General features: G+C 59.2%; 16 protein-coding genes. 10 read left to right on the top strand and 6 right to left on the bottom strand.

Translation table 11 applies throughout. The annotated features are described in order from the left end of the window. Positions 1 to 71 precede the first annotated feature (71 nt). Positions 72 to 2,123, bottom strand: a complete 2,052-nt coding sequence (metG, locus tag QFW87_RS23720) for a methionine--tRNA ligase (RefSeq protein ID WP_283189027.1) — start codon at positions 2,121 to 2,123, stop codon at positions 72 to 74. 181 nt (positions 2,124 to 2,304) lie between these two features. Between metG and apbC the strand changes: the two genes are divergently transcribed. Beyond that, positions 2,305 to 3,399 carry an iron-sulfur cluster carrier protein ApbC gene (gene apbC / locus QFW87_RS23715; protein WP_046047101.1) on the top strand — a complete coding sequence of 365 codons (1,095 nt, stop codon included), beginning with the start codon at positions 2,305 to 2,307 and terminating at the stop codon, positions 3,397 to 3,399. A gap of 130 nt (positions 3,400 to 3,529) precedes the next feature. Here apbC and QFW87_RS23710 read toward each other — a convergent pair whose 3' ends face one another. Further along, positions 3,530 to 4,288 carry an SDR family oxidoreductase gene (locus tag QFW87_RS23710; protein ID WP_283189026.1) on the bottom strand — a complete coding sequence of 253 codons (759 nt, stop codon included), beginning with the start codon at positions 4,286 to 4,288 and terminating at the stop codon, positions 3,530 to 3,532. Positions 4,289 to 4,458: 170 nt separating this feature from the next. Here QFW87_RS23710 and QFW87_RS23705 point away from each other — a divergent pair, with 170 nt between their 5' ends. The 4 genes from QFW87_RS23705 (at position 4,459) to groL (ending at position 7,971) form a co-directional block, all read left to right on the top strand. Beyond that, entirely contained in the window at positions 4,459 to 5,190 is a 732-nt protein-coding gene (locus tag QFW87_RS23705) for a HugZ family protein (RefSeq protein WP_283189025.1), read from the top strand. A gap of 66 nt (positions 5,191 to 5,256) precedes the next feature. Beyond that, entirely contained in the window at positions 5,257 to 5,736 is a 480-nt protein-coding gene (locus QFW87_RS23700; RefSeq protein WP_283189024.1) for an FxsA family protein, read from the top strand. Between the two features lie 248 nt (positions 5,737 to 5,984). Next, positions 5,985 to 6,278 carry a co-chaperone GroES gene (locus QFW87_RS23695; protein WP_047532658.1) on the top strand — a complete coding sequence of 98 codons (294 nt, stop codon included), beginning with the start codon at positions 5,985 to 5,987 and terminating at the stop codon, positions 6,276 to 6,278. Positions 6,279 to 6,327: 49 nt separating this feature from the next. Further along, positions 6,328 to 7,971, top strand: a complete 1,644-nt coding sequence (groL, locus tag QFW87_RS23690; protein WP_129438004.1) for a chaperonin GroEL — start codon at positions 6,328 to 6,330, stop codon at positions 7,969 to 7,971. A gap of 117 nt (positions 7,972 to 8,088) precedes the next feature. Here the strand turns inward: groL and QFW87_RS23685 are convergent, their stop codons facing one another. Next, positions 8,089 to 8,832 carry a phosphatase PAP2 family protein gene (locus QFW87_RS23685; protein WP_283189023.1) on the bottom strand — a complete coding sequence of 248 codons (744 nt, stop codon included), beginning with the start codon at positions 8,830 to 8,832 and terminating at the stop codon, positions 8,089 to 8,091. Positions 8,833 to 9,051: 219 nt separating this feature from the next. Between QFW87_RS23685 and colR the strand changes: the two genes are divergently transcribed. From colR to QFW87_RS23660, 5 genes are all read left to right on the top strand, one after another. Then, positions 9,052 to 9,735 (top strand): two-component system response regulator ColR, encoded by a 684-nt coding sequence (gene colR, locus QFW87_RS23680; protein WP_095132512.1) that lies wholly within the window; start codon positions 9,052 to 9,054, stop codon positions 9,733 to 9,735. Beyond that, complete coding sequence (locus QFW87_RS23675; protein ID WP_283189022.1) at positions 9,725 to 11,008, top strand: HAMP domain-containing sensor histidine kinase; 1,284 nt, start codon at positions 9,725 to 9,727, stop codon at positions 11,006 to 11,008. Before colR ends, QFW87_RS23675 begins: the two co-directional genes overlap by 11 nt. A 153-nt stretch (positions 11,009 to 11,161) precedes the next feature. Then, positions 11,162 to 11,830 (top strand): class I SAM-dependent methyltransferase, encoded by a 669-nt coding sequence (locus tag QFW87_RS23670; protein WP_283189021.1) that lies wholly within the window; start codon positions 11,162 to 11,164, stop codon positions 11,828 to 11,830. Between the two features lie 4 nt (positions 11,831 to 11,834). After that, positions 11,835 to 12,548: a lipopolysaccharide kinase InaA family protein gene (locus QFW87_RS23665; protein ID WP_283181514.1), complete on the top strand. Its 714-nt coding sequence runs from the start codon at positions 11,835 to 11,837 to the stop codon at positions 12,546 to 12,548. A gap of 2 nt (positions 12,549 to 12,550) precedes the next feature. After that, positions 12,551 to 12,778, top strand: coding sequence for a hypothetical protein (locus tag QFW87_RS23660; protein WP_283189020.1), 228 nt, complete (start codon positions 12,551 to 12,553; stop codon positions 12,776 to 12,778). 203 nt (positions 12,779 to 12,981) lie between these two features. Here QFW87_RS23660 and QFW87_RS23655 read toward each other — a convergent pair whose 3' ends face one another. The 3 genes from QFW87_RS23655 to QFW87_RS23645 all read right to left on the bottom strand — a co-directional run bounded on the left by QFW87_RS23655 (position 12,982) and on the right by QFW87_RS23645 (position 18,517). Further along, positions 12,982 to 16,008: a multidrug efflux RND transporter permease subunit gene (locus QFW87_RS23655; RefSeq protein ID WP_283189019.1), complete on the bottom strand. Its 3,027-nt coding sequence runs from the start codon at positions 16,006 to 16,008 to the stop codon at positions 12,982 to 12,984. A gap of 13 nt (positions 16,009 to 16,021) precedes the next feature. Next, on the bottom strand, positions 16,022 to 17,170 hold the full coding sequence (locus tag QFW87_RS23650) for an efflux RND transporter periplasmic adaptor subunit (protein WP_283189018.1): 1,149 nt from the start codon (positions 17,168 to 17,170) through the stop codon (positions 16,022 to 16,024). A 249-nt stretch (positions 17,171 to 17,419) separates the two neighbouring features. Further along, positions 17,420 to 18,517: a DUF1513 domain-containing protein gene (locus QFW87_RS23645; protein ID WP_283189017.1), complete on the bottom strand. Its 1,098-nt coding sequence runs from the start codon at positions 18,515 to 18,517 to the stop codon at positions 17,420 to 17,422. Between the last annotated feature and the right edge of the window lie 12 nt (positions 18,518 to 18,529).

Raw genomic sequence — 18,529 nt, 5'->3', positions numbered from 1 at the left:
GAGGGTGGGCCAGACATGAAAATCCCACAGTCGCGTCAGGCACGACTGTGGGATCGGTTTACAGCAGAAGCTTACTTGATGCGCTGACCAGGCTTGGCGCCGCTGTCAGGGCTGAGCAGGTAGATTTCTTCACCGCCAGGGCCGGCCGCCATCACCATGCCTTCGGAGATGCCGAACTTCATTTTCCGTGGCTTGAGGTTGGCGATCATCATGGTCAGACGACCATTGAGCTTGGACGGATCCGGATAAGCGCTCTTGATTCCGGAGAACACGTTGCGTTGCTCGTCACCGATGTCGAGGGTCAGGCGCAGCAGTTTGTCGGCACCTTCCACGTGTTCGGCCTTGAGGATCAGGGCGACGCGCAGGTCGACAGCGGCAAAGGCATCGAACTCGATTTCCGGCGACAGCGGATCCTTGGCCAGTTCGCCATTGCCGGCAGGTGCAGTTTCACCGGTGTCGGTCTGGCTGGCGGTCAGGTCTTCTTTCGAGGCGTCGCTCATGGCTTGCACTTTTACCGGGTCGATACGGGTCATCAACGGTTTGAACTCGTTCAGCTGATGGTTGCTGAGCAAGGTAGCGTGGTCGTTCCAGGTCAGCGGCGCGACGTTCAGGAACGCCTCGGCGTCGGCGGCCAGCAACGGCAACACCGGCTTGAGGAAAATCACCAGCTGGCGGAACAGGTTCACGCCCAAGGCGCAGATGGCCTGGACTTCGTCCTGCTTGCCTTCCTGTTTGTTCAGCGACCACGGCGCCTTCTCGGCGATCCAGGCGTTGGCACGGTCGGCCAGGCCCATGATCTCGCGCATGGCACGGGCGAAGTCGCGAGCCTCGTAGGCCTCGGCAATGCTTGGCGCTGCGGCCAGGAACGCTTCGGTCAATTCTGGCGCGGCGTTGCCGGCCACCAGCAAACCGCCGTTACCCTTTTGGATGAAACCGGCGCAACGGCTGGCGATGTTGACGACTTTACCGACCAGGTCGGAGTTGACCTTCTGCACGAAGTCTTCGAGGTTCAGGTCCAGGTCATCGACGCCACGGCTCAGCTTCGCCGCGTAGTAGTAGCGCAGGTATTCCGGCGACAGGTGGTCGAGATAGGTCCGGGCCTTGATGAAGGTGCCGCGGGATTTGGACATTTTCTGACCGTTGACGGTCAGGTAACCGTGCACGTTAATGCCGGTCGGTTTACGGAAACCGGCACCTTCGAGCATGGCTGGCCAGAACAGGGCGTGGAAGTTGACGATGTCCTTGCCGATGAAATGGTACAGCTCGGCGGTGGAATCCTTGCCCCAGAACGCGTCGAAATCCAGTTCCGGCGTGCGGTCGCAGAGGTTCTTGAAGCTGGCCATGTAGCCGATCGGCGCGTCCAGCCAGACGTAAAAGTATTTGCCTGGCTCGTCAGGGATTTCAAAACCGAAGTACGGCGCATCGCGGGAGATGTCCCACTGTTGCAGACCGGCGTCCAGCCATTCGGCGATCTTGTTCGCCACAGCCTCTTGCAGGGTGCCGCTGCGGGTCCAGGCTTGCAGCATTTCCTGGAAGTCCGGCAGCTTGAAGAAGAAGTGCTGGGAATCCTTGAGCACCGGAGTAGCGCCAGAGATCGCCGACTTCGGATCCTTCAGGTCCGTCGGCGCGTAGGTCGCACCGCATTTTTCGCAGTTGTCTCCGTACTGGTCTTCGGTGCCGCATTTCGGGCAGGTGCCCTTGATGAAGCGGTCGGCCAGGAACATTTTCTTTTCCGGGTCGAAGTACTGAGTGATCGAACGCTGGGCGATGTGCCCGGCGTCGCGCAGCTTCAGGTAGATCTGGCTCGACAGCTCACGGTTTTCTTCGGCGTGAGTGGAGTGGAAGTTGTCGAAGTCCACCAGGAACTCGGCAAAGTCGGCGCTGTGTTCAGCCTGGACGTTGGCGATCAGTTGTTCCGGGGTGATGCCTTCCTTTTCCGCGCGCAGCATGATGGCCGAACCGTGGGCGTCGTCGGCGCAGACATAAATGCATTGATTGCCGCGGTGCTTCTGGAAGCGCACCCACATATCGGTCTGGATGTATTCCAGCATGTGGCCAAGATGGATCGAACCATTGGCATAGGGCAGGGCGCTGGTGACGAGGATCTTGCGTGGCTCGGACATGGGGCTCGGCTACTTGATGAAACGGAGGTCGGCCACTATAAAGCGCCGGCGTATATTTTTCACCCCGTGAGCCTGTTTCGATCGACGACAACCGCCAACCTGCGTCGGGCTCCCTCGCCACAAATGTGTGTCCGGCGTAGGATACCCGCCTGATTTTCCAGTCTTGCTATCGGAGTTGCCCATGAGCGCCGTCAATCGCGCAGCGGTGGAAGCCGTCCTTCGCCAATACACCGACCCTTACCTGAACCAGGACCCGGTCAGCGCCGGGTGCGTGCGTGGCATCGACATTCAGGGTGATCGCGTCAGCGTCCAGCTGGAGCTGGGCTACGCCGCCGGCCTGTTCAAGAGTGGCTGGGCGCAGTTGCTGCAAATGGCCATTGAAGGGCTGGACGGCGTGACCATCGCCCGCGTCGAGATCACCAGTGTCATTGCCGCGCACAAGGCTCAAGCGCAGATCCCGGGTCTGGCCAACGTCAAGAACGTGGTGGCCGTGGCGTCCGGCAAGGGCGGTGTGGGTAAATCCACCACCGCCGCCAACCTGGCCCTGGCCCTGGCCCGCGAAGGCGCCAAGGTCGGGATCCTCGACGCGGATATTTACGGACCGAGCCAGGGCATCATGTTCGGCATCCCCGAAGGCACCCGACCTAAGGTCAAGGATCAGAAGTGGTTTATTCCGATCGAGTCCCACGGTGTTGAAGTCATGTCCATGGCGTTCCTGACCGATGACAACACGCCGATGGTCTGGCGCGGGCCGATGGTTTCCGGCGCCTTGTTGCAACTGGTCACTCAAACCGCCTGGGGCGACCTGGATTACCTGGTCATCGACATGCCGCCAGGCACCGGCGACATCCAGCTGACTCTGGCGCAGAAAGTCCCGGTGGCCGGCGCGGTGATCGTTACCACGCCACAAGATTTGGCATTGCTGGACGCGCGCAAGGGTGTGGAAATGTTCCGCAAGGTCAACATCCCGGTGCTGGGCGTGGTGGAAAACATGGCCGTGCACATCTGCTCCAATTGCGGGCATGCCGAGCATCTGTTCGGTGAGGGCGGTGGTGTGAAGCTGGCCAACCAGTACGGCGTCGAGCTGCTGGCTTCGTTGCCCTTGGCGATGGCCATCCGCGAACAGGCCGACGGCGGCAAGCCAACGGTGATCGCCGAGCCTGACAGCCCGATTGCGATGGTTTACCAGGAACTGGCCCGCCATGTCGGCGCGCGGATCGTGTTGCAGGAAGCGGCGACACCGGCCATGCCGAACATCACCATCAGCGACGATTGATTCGCTGAAGAAATGCGATCCCCTGTGGGAGCGAGCCTGCTCGCGAAGGCGGTATGTCATTCAACAGATAAGTTGATTGATCTATCGCATTCGCGAGCAAGCCCGCTCCCACATTTGTTTTGTGTAGGCCCTAAATCCGCAACCCGCCATCCAATTCAAGAATCCGACCGGTGTAATAGTCGTTCTCGAAAATGTACGCCGCCGAATGGGCGATCTCTTCAATCTTGCCCATGCGCTTGAGCGGAATCGCGGACGTTATCTTCTCCAGCGCCTCAGGCTTCATGCTCAGCGTCATTTCGGTTTCGATAAAACCCGGTGCAATGCCTGCCACACGAATACCGTAGCGTGCCAGTTCCTTGGCCCAGGTCACGGTCGCCGCAGCGACACCGGCCTTGGCGGCGGAGTAGTTGGTCTGGCCGACGTTGCCAGCGCGGGAGATCGACGAGATATTAATGATCGTGCCGCTGTTGTTCAGCTCGATCATTTTGGCCGCGACCTCACGGGTGCACAGGAATACGCCGGTCAGATTGACGTCGATGACCGACTGCCACTGGGCCAGGCTCATCTTGGTCATCTCGCCGTCCTTGACCTTGATAAGCAAGCCATCGCGCAGGATCCCGGCGTTGTTGATCAGGCCGTGGATCGCGCCAAAGTCTTCGGCCACCTGGGCGACCATGTGGGTCACTTGCTCTTCATTGGCGACATTGCACAGATAAGCGCGAGCATCGACGCCTTTAGCCTTGCAAACGGCTACGGTGTCGTCGAGCTTTTCCTGGTTCAGGTCCACCAGCGCCAGCTTCGCGCCTTTATCGGCGAAATACTCGGCCATGGAACGGCCTAAACCCTGGCAACCGCCCGTGATAATGATTACTTTGTCAGTGAGTTGCATTCGCATGCCCCAATAGCAGGTCAGAGGAGTGGTTTCCTTTTAGAGAGTAGCCTCTCGATCTGCACCTGATGCGGCCTGGCTGCACATGAGAACTGCCCCGATGGCGTACTGGAGCTTATCCCCAGGCGCCTGTCCGTTTTTTTGACGGATTCTATATAAGGAGTCATAAATTGAGCGTTGAAGCGGCCAAGAATGCCCGAGAATTGCTTCTCAAGGAATACCGTGGGGTGCTCTCGACACACTCCAAGGCGATGCCCGGTTTCCCGTTTGGCTCCGTGGTTCCGTACTGTCTGGACGAACAGGGCCGGCCGCTGATCCTTATCAGCCGCATCGCTCAGCACACTCACAACCTGCAGAAAGATCCAAAATGCTCACTGTTTGTGGGTGAGCGCGGGGCCGAAGACGTGCAAGCCGTTGGTCGTCTGACTTACCTCGCCGAAGCAGAAAAGCTCGAGGACGAGTCAGCCATCGAAGCGGCGGCTGAGCGTTACTACCGCTATTTCCCGGATTCGCAGAGCTACCACAAGGCCCACGATTTCGATTTCTGGGTGCTCAAACCGGTACGTCACCGTTACATCGGCGGCTTCGGTGCGATTCACTGGGTCGATCAACTGACCTTGGCCAACCCGTTCGCCGGTAAGGCCGAAGCGAGCATGGTCGAGCACATGAATGCCGATCACGCCAAAGCCATCGTCCACTACGTCGAACTGGCGGGCCTGCCGAAAACCGAGCCGGCGCAACTGGCGGGTATCGACACCGAAGGCATGCACCTGCGCATTGGCCAGGGGCTCTATTGGTTGCCGTTTCAAGCACCGTGTAATACGCCGACACAAGTGCGCGAAGCCTTGGTTTTCCTGGCTCACGCCGAACATTGGCCGAAAAATGAAGTGGCCGACGCTTGAATTCACGAAACGGCGACGTCATCTAGGGATTACTGGCAAGGCATTCTTGCGTTGAGGAACCATTTGATGCGCCCTTTTTTATTGCTCTTTGTACTGTTCCCGGTGTTGGAGCTGTTCATATTCGTCAAGGTCAGCGGGGCGATCGGGTTTTTCCCGGCCCTGCTGCTGGTCATTCTCGGCTCGATGCTCGGCGTGTTCGTGCTGCGTATCGCTGGTCTGGCAACCGCATTGCGTGCTCGTGAAAGCCTGAACCGCGGCGAGTTGCCGGCCCAGACCATGCTCGAAGGTTTGATGCTGGCACTGGCGGGTGGTCTGTTGATCCTGCCGGGCTTCGTCACTGATGTGCTGGGTCTGATCATGTTGCTGCCGATCTCTCGTCGACTGTTGGCCAATAAAATGCGCCAGCGTGCCGAAGAGGCGGCAATCCGTCAGCGTGCATTCGCCGACGACCTTCAGCCACGTGGCGGCGGCCCTGCGACCCGCGAGCCGCTAGGCCGTGAGCCGAACGTGATCGAAGGCGAATTCGAACACCGCGATACCAAGTAATCCGCTATACCGGCACGGCACCTTCGGGTGCCGTGTTCGTTTGTGGGGCAGCAACCTGAAAAAATTTGCTTCCTCGCCCTTGTAATAAGCTTATGCGCCCTTATGTAACGGTCACCGCAAGGTTTCTGGCGATTACGCCAGACAGACTTCCGCGGTTCGCTCGACGAACCGCACCCGGCACCGCCGGATTTGTTAAACCCGCCGGGAATACACCGGCCGATGAAAACCACAATTAGGAGAGATCGACAATGAAGCTTCGTCCTCTGCATGACCGCGTCGTCATCCGTCGCAGCGAAGAAGAAAAGAAAACCGCTGGCGGTATCGTCCTGCCAGGTTCGGCTGCTGAAAAAGCCAACAGCGGCGAGATCCTCGCTGTCGGTACCGGCCGCGTGCTGGACAACGGTGAAGTGCGTGCACTGGCCGTTAAAGTGGGTGACAAGGTTGTGTTCGGCCCGTACTCCGGCAGCAACACCGTGAAAGTCGACGGCGAAGACCTGTTGGTAATGAGCGAGAACGAAATCCTCGCTGTTATCGAAGGCTGATTCCCCGCTCATTTTCCCGCTACTACAAAGTATTTAAGGAATATCGATCATGGCTGCTAAAGAAGTTAAATTCGGCGATTCCGCCCGCAAGAAAATGCTCGCCGGTGTCAACGTCCTGGCTGACGCAGTAAAAGCGACCCTGGGCCCTAAAGGCCGTAACGTGATCATCGAGAAGAGCTTCGGCGCTCCGACCATCACCAAGGACGGCGTGTCCGTTGCCAAAGAAATCGAGCTGAAAGATCGCTTCGAAAACATGGGCGCGCAGCTGGTCAAAGACGTTGCCTCCCGTGCCAACGATGACGCAGGCGACGGCACCACCACCGCTACCGTTCTGGCTCAATCGATCGTCAACGAAGGCCTGAAAGCCGTCGCTGCCGGCATGAACCCGATGGACCTGAAGCGCGGCATCGACAAAGCGACCATCGCAATCGTCAAAGAGCTGAAAGCCCTGTCCAAGCCGTGCGCTGACACCAAAGCCATCGCTCAGGTCGGCACCATCTCGGCCAACTCCGACAACTCCATCGGCGACATCATTGCCGAAGCCATGGAAAAAGTCGGTAAAGAAGGCGTGATCACCGTTGAAGAAGGCTCGGGCCTGGAAAACGAACTGTCGGTTGTTGAAGGCATGCAGTTCGACCGTGGCTACCTGTCCCCGTACTTCGTCAACAAGCCAGAGACCATGACTGCCGAGCTCGACGGTCCGCTGATCCTGCTGGTCGACAAGAAAATCTCGAACATCCGTGAACTGCTGCCAGTACTGGAAGCCGTTGCCAAAGCAGGTCGTCCGCTGCTGATCGTGAGCGAAGACGTTGAAGGCGAAGCCCTGGCGACTCTGGTTGTGAACAACATGCGCGGTATCGTCAAAGTGGTTGCCGTCAAGGCTCCAGGCTTTGGTGACCGTCGCAAGGCCATGCTGCAGGACATCGCTGTCCTGACCGGCGGTACCGTTATCTCCGAAGAGATCGGTCTGAGCCTGGAAAGCGCTACCCTGGAACACCTGGGTAATGCCAAGCGCGTAGCCGTAACCAAGGAAAACACCACCGTCATCGACGGCGCCGGCGTTGAAGCTGATATCCAGGCTCGCGTTCTGCAAATCCGTCAGCAAGTGGCCGACACTTCGTCCGACTACGACCGTGAAAAACTGCAAGAGCGCCTGGCCAAACTGTCCGGCGGCGTTGCAGTGATCAAGGTTGGCGCTGGTTCCGAAGTTGAAATGAAAGAGAAGAAAGCCCGCGTTGAAGACGCCCTGCACGCTACCCGTGCAGCCGTTGAAGAAGGCGTGGTACCTGGCGGTGGCGTAGCGCTGATTCGCGCTCTGCAAGCCATCAGCGAACTGAAAGGCGACAACGCTGATCAGAACGTCGGTATTGCTGTACTGCGTCGCGCTATCGAATCGCCACTGCGTCAGATCGTTGCCAACTCCGGCGACGAGCCAAGCGTAGTAGTCGACAAGGTCAAGCAAGGTTCGGGTAACTTCGGTTACAACGCTGCTACCGGCGAATACGGCGACATGATCGAAATGGGCATCCTCGACCCTACCAAAGTGACTCGTTCTGCTCTGCAGGCTGCGGCGTCCATTGGTGGCTTGATGCTGACCACCGAAGCCATGATCGCTGATGCTCCGGACGACAAACCAGCTGGCGGCGGTATGCCAGACATGGGCGGTATGGGTGGCATGGGCGGCATGATGTAAGCCAGCCTTACCCCGTACTAAAAAACCCCGCCTGCGATAAGCAGGCGGGGTTTTTTATTGCCCGGATTTCGAGGGTCACCTCGGGCCAAGCTCGCTCCCACATTTTTGATCTGTGTTTCAGGCGTTGACCGGTTGTGCTTCGGACTCTCGCTCAGCCTTCGAGGCTGGCCGATAAAGAATGTAGTAATACGCCCCCAGGCAAATCAGCCAGCAGAAAATCGCCGTCCACACGTTGTGCGAAAAGAAGTGCGCCCCCTGCATCATCCGGCTGATGGAAAACACCGTGCCCAACGCGAAAGCGAACACAAACGCCTTGCGCGCCAGACGCGGACGACGGTCGCGCAGGACAAAGAACAGCGCAAACAGTGTGAAACCGGTCGCCGCATGGCCGCCGGGCCAGCAACGGCCAGGTTTATCGGTGTGCGGGCGAGGGCTGAGCAACTCGCTATAGGTCTCGTGACCACCGAACTGCTCAAGGCTCCACGGGCATTGAACCGCTGTCACCGCTTTGACTGGCGTGACAAAGGAGGTCGCTAGCGCCAGAGACAGCACCAGACAGCCCAGTTCCCGTTTGATCGGTTTGAGCCTGTCCATGAAAAAAGAGGCGATGAAACCGAAGATGGCCAACACCGAGAAGGCGATGACCACCTGCTTGGCGCGGTCATGCAGGATCTCTTCCAGGAAGTAACTGTGCCGGCCGATGAAATCCCCCGCGACCGGGTCATAGAACAGCTTGGCAAGGTCCATGTCCAGGGACGTCAGTTCGAGCAGCACCAGAACGATCGCCGCGATGGCGGGAACGCCCAGGCACACCCAGAAATTCAGCGGGCGGGAGGCGGGGCGGACAGCAGTCGAAACCATGGCAGTTCCTTGGTCGGTGAAATGTTCTGAAAACGCAGCCGCGCGGAGTTTGAGCCTGATTCTGTCGTCGGCGTGTGAATCGATAGTGAAAAAGTCGTTATAGCCATCCCGGGTTTATGGGGGTGGATTTACAACTGCACACAGTCCTAGCCCTCAGCCACACTTGGCCTTAAGCTGCGCGGGCCAAGACGGCCGTTACTGTGTACGCAGGAGACACCCATGCGAATTCTATTGGTTGAAGACAACCGCGATATCCTGGCCAATCTGGCCGATTACCTGGGGCTCAAAGGTTATACCGTGGATTGCGCGCAGGACGGTTTGTCAGGCTTGCACTTGGCGGCCACCGAGCATTACGACTTGATCGTGCTCGACATCATGTTGCCGGGCATCGACGGTTACACCCTGTGCAAACGTCTGCGTGAAGACGCGCGCCGCGACACGCCGGTGATCATGCTCACCGCTCGCGATCAATTGGACGACCGGCTGCAAGGCTTCAAATCCGGCGCCGATGACTACCTGATCAAACCCTTTGCGCTGTCTGAATTGGCGGCGCGCATCGAGGCGGTCATGCGTCGCGCCCAGGGTGGCGGTCGCCGCACCCTGCAGGTCGGCGATCTGATCTACGACCTCGATACCCTGGAAGTCACCCGCGAAGGTCGTCTGCTCAAACTCAACCCGGTGGGGCTGAAATTGCTGGCCGTGTTGATGCAAAAAAGTCCTCACGTACTGCGCCGCGAAATTCTCGAAGAGGCGCTGTGGGGTGATGACTGCCCGGACAGCGACAGCCTGCGCAGCCACGTCCATCAATTGCGCCAAGTGATCGACAAGCCGTTCGCCAAACCGTTGCTGCAAACCGTGCACGGTGTGGGTTATCGCTTGGCCGAGGGCCGAGATGGAGTTTAAACAGAGCCTTGCTCAACGGATCATCATCGCCTTTGCGCTGATGAGCGCATTGGTGGCAGGGGCCTTCGCCATGGGCATTGTGGCGACCGTGCACCTGGTCGAAGAGAAACTGATTTCGGCAGGTCTGGGCGGCGATTTGCAACGTCTGTTGCTGATGGACAGCGTGTCGGACTGGAGCCACCGTCCCGAGCCGGACCAGATGTTCTATTTCAGCGGCGGGCCGGGGGATTTCGAGCTGCCCAAGGACCTGCGGCACCTGGACCCGGGCTTTCACGAAGTGTTTCGCGAACAGCTGTCGTATCACGCGATGGTCGAAGTCGTCGACGGCCGGCATTATGTGCTGTTGCAGGATCAGAGCGATTTCGAAGAGCGTGAACGGGTGCTGTTTGCCGTGGTGCTGGTGGGCTTCGTCCTGAGTCTGGCGTTGGCGGTGTTTCTTGGCTGGGTACTGGCGCGCAAAGTGATGGCGCCCGTGGTGCGGCTGGCCCGTCAGGTCCGTCACCGTGATCAATTATTAGGTCTTGCGCCACCGCTGGCGCCGGATTACGCGGCTGATGAGGTGGGCGAGTTGGCCGTGGCCTTCGACGCCACCCTCGGGCGCTTGCGCCAGGCGTTGACCCGCGAACGGTTGTTCACCAGTGACGTCAGTCACGAGCTGCGCACGCCATTGATGGTGCTCGCCAGTTCCTGCGAGCTGCTGCTGGAAAACCCCGGCATCGATCAGCGTGGACGTGCACAGGTCCAGCGAATCGCCCGTGCTTGTGAGGAGATGCGCGAGCTGGTGCAAACCTTCCTGATGTTGGCCCGCGCACAACGTGAAGACGCCAGCATGTCGCCCCAGCAGACCCTGAGCCAGATAGCCGATGGACTGCTCAATCAGTGGCGCGAGCCGATCGAGGCCAAGGGGCTGGCACTGAACTTTGAACCGGGTAATCCGACTAACACTTGCTACAACGCAACCCTTCTGCACGCGGTCATGGGCAACCTGCTGCGTAACGCGCTGCATTACACCGAGTGCGGGTTCATCCGCCTGACCTTGACGGCCACGGGTTTCATGGTCGAGGACAGTGGCGTGGGCATTCCCGAGGAAAAGCGCGAGGCGATGTTCGAGCCGTTCGTGCGGGGCAACGAGAAGCGCGGTGAGGGCTTGGGGCTTGGGCTGTCGCTGGTGCAGCGGATCTGTGAAAACCAGGGTTGGAACGTCAGCCTGACGAACATGGAGCCTCATGGTTGTCGTTTTGAGGTGGAGTTGTGTTCGTCGGATGTGAGCTGATCGGTCGCAACGGCCCAGAGCCATCGTTGCCGCCCTGCAAAACCTCGAAATAATTTGTGGTTTTACATGACGTTTTTTTCACAAAGGAATGACCTGTCGCTGACACGGCGCTACCTATCGTGGGTGCCATCAGCAGTTAAGGAAACCTTGGTGATGGCCGGCCCGATCAAACTTGATTTTTCCGAAAAATACGATGATCAACACGCTCAACGATACCTGCGCAAACACCAGGATGGCCTTGGCCGCCGCCTGTCTCACTGGCGTGACGAGCAACTGGCGCGCAAGGCGCTGGCACTGGTCGGTGAGCCGGGGCTGATCCTCGATTTGCCCTGCGGTGCGGGGCGCTTTTGGCCATTGCTGGCGGAAAAAACCAATCGTGCGATCATTGGGGCCGACAACTCCGAATCCATGCTGAAGATTGCCATGCAGGCGCAACCTGCCGAGGTGGTGAAACGGGTACGGCCCTTGCACACTTCTGCATTTGACATCGCCTTGCCTGATAACGCCGTCGACAGCATTTTCTGCATGCGTTTGCTCCATCACATCGGTGAAGCCGAGCATCGACTGGCTATTTTGCGTGAATTCGAGCGCGTCACCCGCGACAGCGTGATCCTTTCTTTGTGGGTGGACGGCAATTTCAAAGCGTGGAAACGCAAGCGCCTCGAGAAAACCCGTGGGCAGGAAGGTTACCAAAATCGATTTGTGTTACCGGCGGCTACGGTTGAAAAGGAATTCGAGCAGGTGGGTTTCCGTATTCAGGAACAACTGGACTTTTTACCGCTCTATGCCATGTGGCGGGTCTACGTATTACGCAAGAGGTAACAGAATGGCAGTGCAATGTGCAGCAGAAACGGACGTCGCTCCTCAGGACCGCTTCGACTATTTCTGGAATCAGCGCGGTGAGTGGGTAGAAGAACCCAACGTCCGTCGCGGTGGAGAAAGTGGCGTGCAGCGCGTCGTGAGCAGCAATGGACAGTTGCTTTACGTTAAACGTCAGACCGGTCATATCCATCGCAGCTTGCTGCACCCGTTCGGTCGGCCGACGGTGTTGCGCGAGCGCGATGCGCTCATCGGCCTGAACCTGCTCGACGTTCGCGTTCCGGAAATCGTTTTTTGCGGTGCACAGCGCGATCCGGTGCATAAATGGCGCGCATTGCTGATCACCAAGGCGCTGGACGGCTTCGAGGAAATCGAACACTGGTACGCTGGCGGTGGTCGCGAACGTCACGGTGAGGCTGTGCATGATCGAGTGTTGAAGGAACTGGCCGAGAACCTGGCCCGGATGCACAAGGGTCGCTGGCAGCACAGCTGCCTCTACGTCAAGCACGTATTCGTGCGCGTCACAGGTGAAGACGAGGCTGCCAAGGTTGAAGTGGCCTTGATCGATCTGGAGAAATGTCGGCAGCGTTTGACCGCCCGGCAAGCGGCTACGCATGACATGAAACAACTGCGTCGCCACTCGTCGTTCAGCACGACGGACTGGCAGAAACTCGTCTATTTTTATAAGACGGCGTTTGGCAGCGCTATCAAGGGTTTATAGCAATGAAACTCGAAATTGCACGAGGTGTATTTTTAATAGGAGCCTTGGCAGTTGCTTCACTGGCGGTGGCGGCATGGGAGCAGCCCCGCCCGCAGGTCCTCAGTTCAGTGAGCGGCGACGCGCATTGTCCAATGCCACGAGTTGCGAAGGCATCCGTGGCATCCCAACCCGATCATGATTTATTGCTGTTCATGTTCGGACTTTCTCAAGGATTGAGGCCACAGAGTTGAACAGATTGAAGCCCAAATAAAAGGCCTCGCTAATGCGAGGCCTTTTTTATTCCCGACGCTCAGGTCGTGATGCCGAACCAATGTGGGAGTGAGCCTGCTCGCGATTGCGGTGTGTCAGTCAACATCAAGGCTGAATGACACACCGCAATCGTCGGAACGCCGCCCGGAGCAGGCTCACTCCCACAGGGTTGTGCTGCGTTCCCCTAGGGTTTATCGGGTTTAGCCAGCAACGTGTAAACACACGGCAGCACAAACAACGTAAACAACGTTCCGATCGACATCCCCGTGGCGATCACCATGCCGATGTCGAACCGGCTGACGGCGCCCGCCCCCGTGGCGATGATCAACGGCACCATGCCGAACACCATCGCAGCGGTGGTCATCAACACCGGACGCAGACGAATGGCCGCCGCTTCCTCCACAGCCTCGCGCGGCGTCAGGCCTTTGTCCTTGCGTAACTGGTTGGCAAATTCGACGATCAGGATTCCGTGTTTGCTGATCAGCCCGATCAACGTCACCAGGCCGACCTGGGTGTAGATGTTCATGCTCGACCAGCCCAGGAACAGCGGGATCAGCGCACCACAGATCGACAAAGGTACGGTCACCAGAATCACCAGCGGATCGCGGAAGCTTTCGAACTGGGCGGCCAGTACCAGGAAAATGATCGCCAGCGCCAGGGCGAAGGTGACCCACAGCGCACTGCCTTCCTGGACGTATTGCCGTGATGCGCCGGCATAATCGAAGGCATAACCCACCGGCGCCTCTTCCCGAGCGATCTGGCGCACGGTGTCGATGGCTTCACCCATGCTGACCAGCGGAACCCCGGACAGGATGCCCGAGTTGAGTTGCTGGAACTGGTTCAACTGCCGTGGACGCGCCCGGTCGGTCACGGTGATCAGGGTCGACAGGGCCAGCAGTTGGCCTTGGGTGTTCTTGACGTAATAATTGTTCAGCCAGTCGGGGTTATCCCGGAAGGGCCGTTCGACCTGCGCGATGACTTTGTAGCTGCGACCTTCAATGGTGAAACGGTTGATCTCCGCCTCACCCAGCAACGTCGCGAGTGTCCCGCCAAGATCCTGCATGGAAACACCCATCTGTGCGGCCTTGGCGCGATCGATATCCACCACCACTTCGGGCTTGTCGAACGCCAGGTCGAGGTCGACGAAGGCGAACTTGCCGGATTCCATTGCCCGTTTTTTCACCCGGTCGGCCACTTGCAGCAGTGACTCGTAATCGTTGGCGGAACTGATGACGAACTGAAACGGCAGCCCCTCGCCGGTGCCGGGCAGGGAAGGCAGGTTGAAGCCGAAGATTTGCAGGCCGGAAATGCTCTCCAGTTTGGCCTGTACCTCGGGCAGGATCTGCATTTGCGTGCGGCTGCGTTCGTTCCACGGCTTGAGCAGGAAGCCGCCGATTCCCGATTGCACGCCGTTGAAGCCATTGATCTGGAACGACGAGTAGTACTCGGGAAACGTCTTGAAGATCGTGACGAACTCGTCGGTGTAGGTGCTCAGATAGTCGAGGTTGGCCGGTTGCGGGGCGTTGGCAATCATGAAAATGATGCCCTGGTCTTCGTCCGGCGCCAGTTCCGACTTGGTAAACGTGAGCAGCACCGGAATCAGGCACAGCACGATCACCGCGAACACCAGCACCACCGGCCGGGTGTTGAGGGTACCGTGGAGCATGCTTTGGTAACGGCGCTTGAGGCCTTCGAAAATCAGGTCCAGGCGATGGGCCAGACCGCTGGGATTTTCGTCGTGACGCAGCAGGAAGGCACACATCATCGGCGACAGGGTCAGGGCGACGATGCCGGAGATCACCACCGCGCCGGCCAGGGTCAAGGCGAACTCCTTGAACAGCGCCCCTGTGAGCCCCGTCAGGAAGCCGATCGGCGCATAGACCGCCGCCAGGGTGATGGTCATCGAGACCACCGGCATGGCGATTTCCCGGGCGCCTTCGATGGCCGCATCCAGCGGCGTCTTGCCTTCTTCGATGTGCCGGTGGATGTTTTCCACCACCACAATGGCGTCGTCCACCACCAGGCCGATGGCCAATACCATCGCCAGCAACGTCAGTAGGTTGATCGAGTAGCCCATCATCTGCATGAAGAACATCACGCCGATCATCGACAGCGGGATGGTGACCACCGGGATCACCACTGAACGCAGCGCGCCGAGAAACAGGAACACCACCACAATGACGATCAGAACCGCTTCGAACAGGGTTTTCACCACTTCGTCGATCGAGGCCTGGATAAACAGCGTGGCGTCGTAAGCGATTTCACCTTTGAGGTTCGGCGGCAGTTGGGCTTCCAGGTCCGGCATGATCTTGCGCACTTCCCTGATCACGTCCAGCGGGTTGGCGCCGGGCGTGGCCTTGATGCCGATGTACACCGAAGGCGTACCGCCGAAAGAACTGATCGAGTCGTAGTTTTCCGCACCCATTTCAACCCGCGCCACATCGCTGAGCAGCACGCGACTGTCGCCCTCGACCTTGAGCGGAATCGCGGCAAAGGCTTCGGCGGATTTGAGTTCGGTGTTGGCATTGATGCTGGTGACGACGTACTCGCCTTTCACTTCGCCGGCGGCGGAGAGGAAGTTGTATTTGCGCACGGCATCGGTCACGTCGCTGGCACTCAGGCCGAAACCGGCCAGCTTGACCGGGTCCAGCCACAGACGCATGGCAAATACCTGGTTGCCGAGAATCTCGGCTTCAGCCATGCCCGGCAGGGTCGCCAGTTTCGGCTGGATGACCCGCGACAGGTAGTCGGTAATTTGCGGGTTGCTCAGTTCCTTGCTGAAGAAACTGATGTACATCAGTGCCGAGGCGTCGGCGGCTTCCTTGCTCAGCACCGGATCTTCGGCGTCCTGGGGCAGCTGGTTCTTCACCTCGTTGGCTTTGGCCAGCAGTTCGGTGAACAAGCGGTCGCTGTTGGAGCCGATGCGCGCGTAGATCGAGATCACCGAGAAGTTCTGGCGACTGACCGAGGTCATGTAATCGATGCCTTCGGCACTGGCCAGACTTTGCTGCATCGGTTGGGTGATGTAGCCCTGAATGGTTTCGGCATTGGCCCCGGGATAAGCGGTGGTCACCGTGATCAGGGCGTTTTCCATTTGTGGATATTGGCGCAGCGGCAACTTGCTCCAGGCCTGGAAGCCCAGCAGCACAATTAACAGGCTGACCACGGTGGCGAGCACCGGGCGGCGGATGAACGGGTCGGTAAAAGCCATGGGGATTCCTTGATCAGTCCGCGCGCGGCGGGCTGTTCTTCTCGGCTAAGGTCTTGTCGTCGCTGATCGCAATGTGTGCGCCGTTGTCCAGTTTGATCTGGCCGGCCGTGACCACTTTTTCGCCGTTCTGCACACCTTTGGTGATCATCACTTGCCCATCGCGGCGCTCGCCGGTTTCGATGAAACGCCGTTCGGCGATCAGGATCGGTTGGCCCTTGTCGTCTTTTTCCAAGCTGCCGTCTTCGGCTTTTTTCTGCGCGACGACATAGAGCGAGTTGCCGTACAGCGTGTAAGTGATCGCGCTTTCCGGCACGACGATGCGCGGCTGCGGGTCGGGCAACAACACTTGCAGGCTGGCGAACATCCCCGGCAGCAGTTTGCCGTCGGGGTTGGCCAGGGTCGCGCGGACCTGGACGTTGCGCGTGCTATTTTCGACTTTCGGGTTGATCGCGCTGATGGTGCCGGGGAAAGTTTGTGTCGGGTAGGCCGCGACAACGATCTGTACCCGTTGGCCGATGGCGATCTTCGGTACCGACTGCTCGGGCACGAAGAAGTCAACATAGAGGCTGCTGAGGTCTTGCAGGGTGGCAATCATGGTGCCGCTGGCGAGATAGTCACCGATGTCCACCTGACGAATGCCAATGGTCCCGCTGAAGGGCGCGACGATGCTCTTTTTGCCGAGTGCAGCCTTGAGTTGATTGACCGTGGCCTTGCTCTTTTTCTGCACCGCCGAAAGTCGGTCGAATTCGCCTTTGGAAATGGCTTGGCTGCCTACCAGTTGGCTACCGCGACCGTAATCGAGTTGGGCTAGCCCGAGGTCGGCCAGAGCCGTTTCCAGCAAGGCACTTTCCACGGCGCTGTCGAGCCGCAGGAGTGGTTGACCGGCCTTGACCTTCTGCCCTGACTCGAACTGCAAATCGATGACGGTGCCATCGGTCTCCAGGCTCAGGTCCACGCCTTGCAGCGCCTTGAGCGTGCCGACGGTGGGCAGGCGGGCTTGCCACGGCCGTTCGGTGGCCGTGGCCACGGCGACACTGATCGCCGGTTTCGGCACAGCAAAGCCCTGAATCATCGTATAGATGGAGAAGGCTTTGTAACCGGCCAGGATCAGCACGATCAGCAAAACAACACCCAACATGATCAGCATGCGGCGACGCAGCATATTTCCACTTCCTTGGAGAAAACCAGGTGAGACAGTCGGGCACATTACTCCGAGTGGGAGGTTGATTCCAACTGGCAGAACTTACAGGGAGGCGTCACCCCGACCTGTAGCAGCTGGCGCAGCCTGCGTTCGGCTGCGCAGCAGTCGCAAATCCAGACACCTCGGTTTGCATGAAACATCGCGGCGCCTGATTTCACGACTGCTGCGCAGCCGAACGCAGGCTGCGCCAGCTGCTACAAAGGGCTGTGTTTAGATGAGGTGAAGGTGGTTGTCCCAGAGCCCTGCGGGTAGATCGAGGGGTTTTGCAACAAGGCTTGTCTGGCGGCAGTTGTAGAACCGGCAGCGCCCCTGACCCGAGGTCACGACAAAGCCATCGGCTACCGCGCCGACCCCGGCGCAATCTGGAAGCGGCGCGTCCAGGCGCACTTCACCGCTGTCCAGGTCCCAGATGAAAAAGCGGTTGCCCCGTGGCGCGGTCAACGCCACCAGGCGCAGTTCGCTGTGCACCGCGACGCTGGCGGTGTAATGCCCCATGACCTGCAACTGATGCTCAGGCACCGGGAAAGCCACGAACGGCTGGCCGGGCCGCTTGATCGCCAGCAGCTCCGAAGACTCGTGAGACGGCCCCATGAACTGCTGGCCGGCGACGATGGTGCCGTCACTGGCGATCCCCAAATGACGCACGCTGTTCATCTGCTGGGCCAGGGTTTCCTTGCTCAGCAGGGTGCCGTCGCGTTGCATCAGGACCAGGCTCGGTTCCATGGCGTTGAGGTTCATTTCGACGCGGCTTTCGGCCTCGGTGCGAATGCCGCCGTTGGCGACCACCAGAGTTTCACCATCGGGCATCCACGACACCTGGTGCGGGCCGACGCCGTGGGTGGGGATCTCGCCGCTGTGGATAAGTCGCTCGCCTTCGAACTTATACACACCCAGCAAGCCACGACCCGGATCAGAGGTGTCGTTCTCGGTGGTGTACAGCCAATCGCCGCTCTTGTGAATCACAGCGTGACCGTAGAAGTGCCGGTTCGGCTGTGAGACCACGGTTTGCAGCAGCGTGCCGTCGCGCAGGTCGATCAGGTAACTCTCGGTGCCTGGTCGACGGGCGACGAACAGCGCGATCGGCAGCGTCGGGTGGTTGATGATGTCGTGACAACGCTGGCCAACCTGGGTGGCAAACACCCGGGTGCCGTCCAGCCGGTAACCGACGGCGTAGTGCTTGCCGTCGGTATCGTCCCGCGCCGAGAGCAGCAGCGGGCTTTTGTCCTTCTGCTTGAACAGCGTCCAGCCGCCCAGTGTCACCGCACCCAGCAGCAAACTACCTAACGTCAAAGCCTGGCGTCGCAGCATGGAACTTGCCCT

Origin of the sequence: Pseudomonas sp. PMCC200344, from assembly GCF_030053095.1 — a bacterium.
GTDB lineage: Bacteria > Pseudomonadota > Gammaproteobacteria > Pseudomonadales > Pseudomonadaceae > Aquipseudomonas > Aquipseudomonas svalbardensis.
This window is presented reverse-complemented; position numbering and strand designations above follow the sequence as displayed.

What these genes read in the sequence shown, in the direction of transcription:
- QFW87_RS23660 (WP_283189020.1), top strand. Translation starts at nt 12,551, where the DNA reads ATGAAACTCGAAATTGCACGAGGTGTATTTTTAATAGGAGCCTTGGCA.
- QFW87_RS23675 (WP_283189022.1), top strand. Translation starts at nt 9,725, where the DNA reads ATGGAGTTTAAACAGAGCCTTGCTCAACGGATCATCATCGCCTTTGCG.
- QFW87_RS23665 (WP_283181514.1), top strand. Translation starts at nt 11,835, where the DNA reads ATGGCAGTGCAATGTGCAGCAGAAACGGACGTCGCTCCTCAGGACCGC.
- QFW87_RS23655 (WP_283189019.1), bottom strand. Translation starts at nt 16,008, where the DNA reads ATGGCTTTTACCGACCCGTTCATCCGCCGCCCGGTGCTCGCCACCGTG.
- QFW87_RS23695 (WP_047532658.1), top strand. Translation starts at nt 5,985, where the DNA reads ATGAAGCTTCGTCCTCTGCATGACCGCGTCGTCATCCGTCGCAGCGAA.
- QFW87_RS23650 (WP_283189018.1), bottom strand. Translation starts at nt 17,170, where the DNA reads ATGCTGCGTCGCCGCATGCTGATCATGTTGGGTGTTGTTTTGCTGATC.
- QFW87_RS23645 (WP_283189017.1), bottom strand. Translation starts at nt 18,517, where the DNA reads ATGCTGCGACGCCAGGCTTTGACGTTAGGTAGTTTGCTGCTGGGTGCG.
- QFW87_RS23700 (WP_283189024.1), top strand. Translation starts at nt 5,257, where the DNA reads ATGCGCCCTTTTTTATTGCTCTTTGTACTGTTCCCGGTGTTGGAGCTG.
- colR (WP_095132512.1), top strand. Translation starts at nt 9,052, where the DNA reads ATGCGAATTCTATTGGTTGAAGACAACCGCGATATCCTGGCCAATCTG.
- apbC (WP_046047101.1), top strand. Translation starts at nt 2,305, where the DNA reads ATGAGCGCCGTCAATCGCGCAGCGGTGGAAGCCGTCCTTCGCCAATAC.
- QFW87_RS23670 (WP_283189021.1), top strand. Translation starts at nt 11,162, where the DNA reads ATGGCCGGCCCGATCAAACTTGATTTTTCCGAAAAATACGATGATCAA.
- metG (WP_283189027.1), bottom strand. Translation starts at nt 2,123, where the DNA reads ATGTCCGAGCCACGCAAGATCCTCGTCACCAGCGCCCTGCCCTATGCC.
- QFW87_RS23685 (WP_283189023.1), bottom strand. Translation starts at nt 8,832, where the DNA reads ATGGTTTCGACTGCTGTCCGCCCCGCCTCCCGCCCGCTGAATTTCTGG.
- QFW87_RS23710 (WP_283189026.1), bottom strand. Translation starts at nt 4,288, where the DNA reads ATGCAACTCACTGACAAAGTAATCATTATCACGGGCGGTTGCCAGGGT.
- groL (WP_129438004.1), top strand. Translation starts at nt 6,328, where the DNA reads ATGGCTGCTAAAGAAGTTAAATTCGGCGATTCCGCCCGCAAGAAAATG.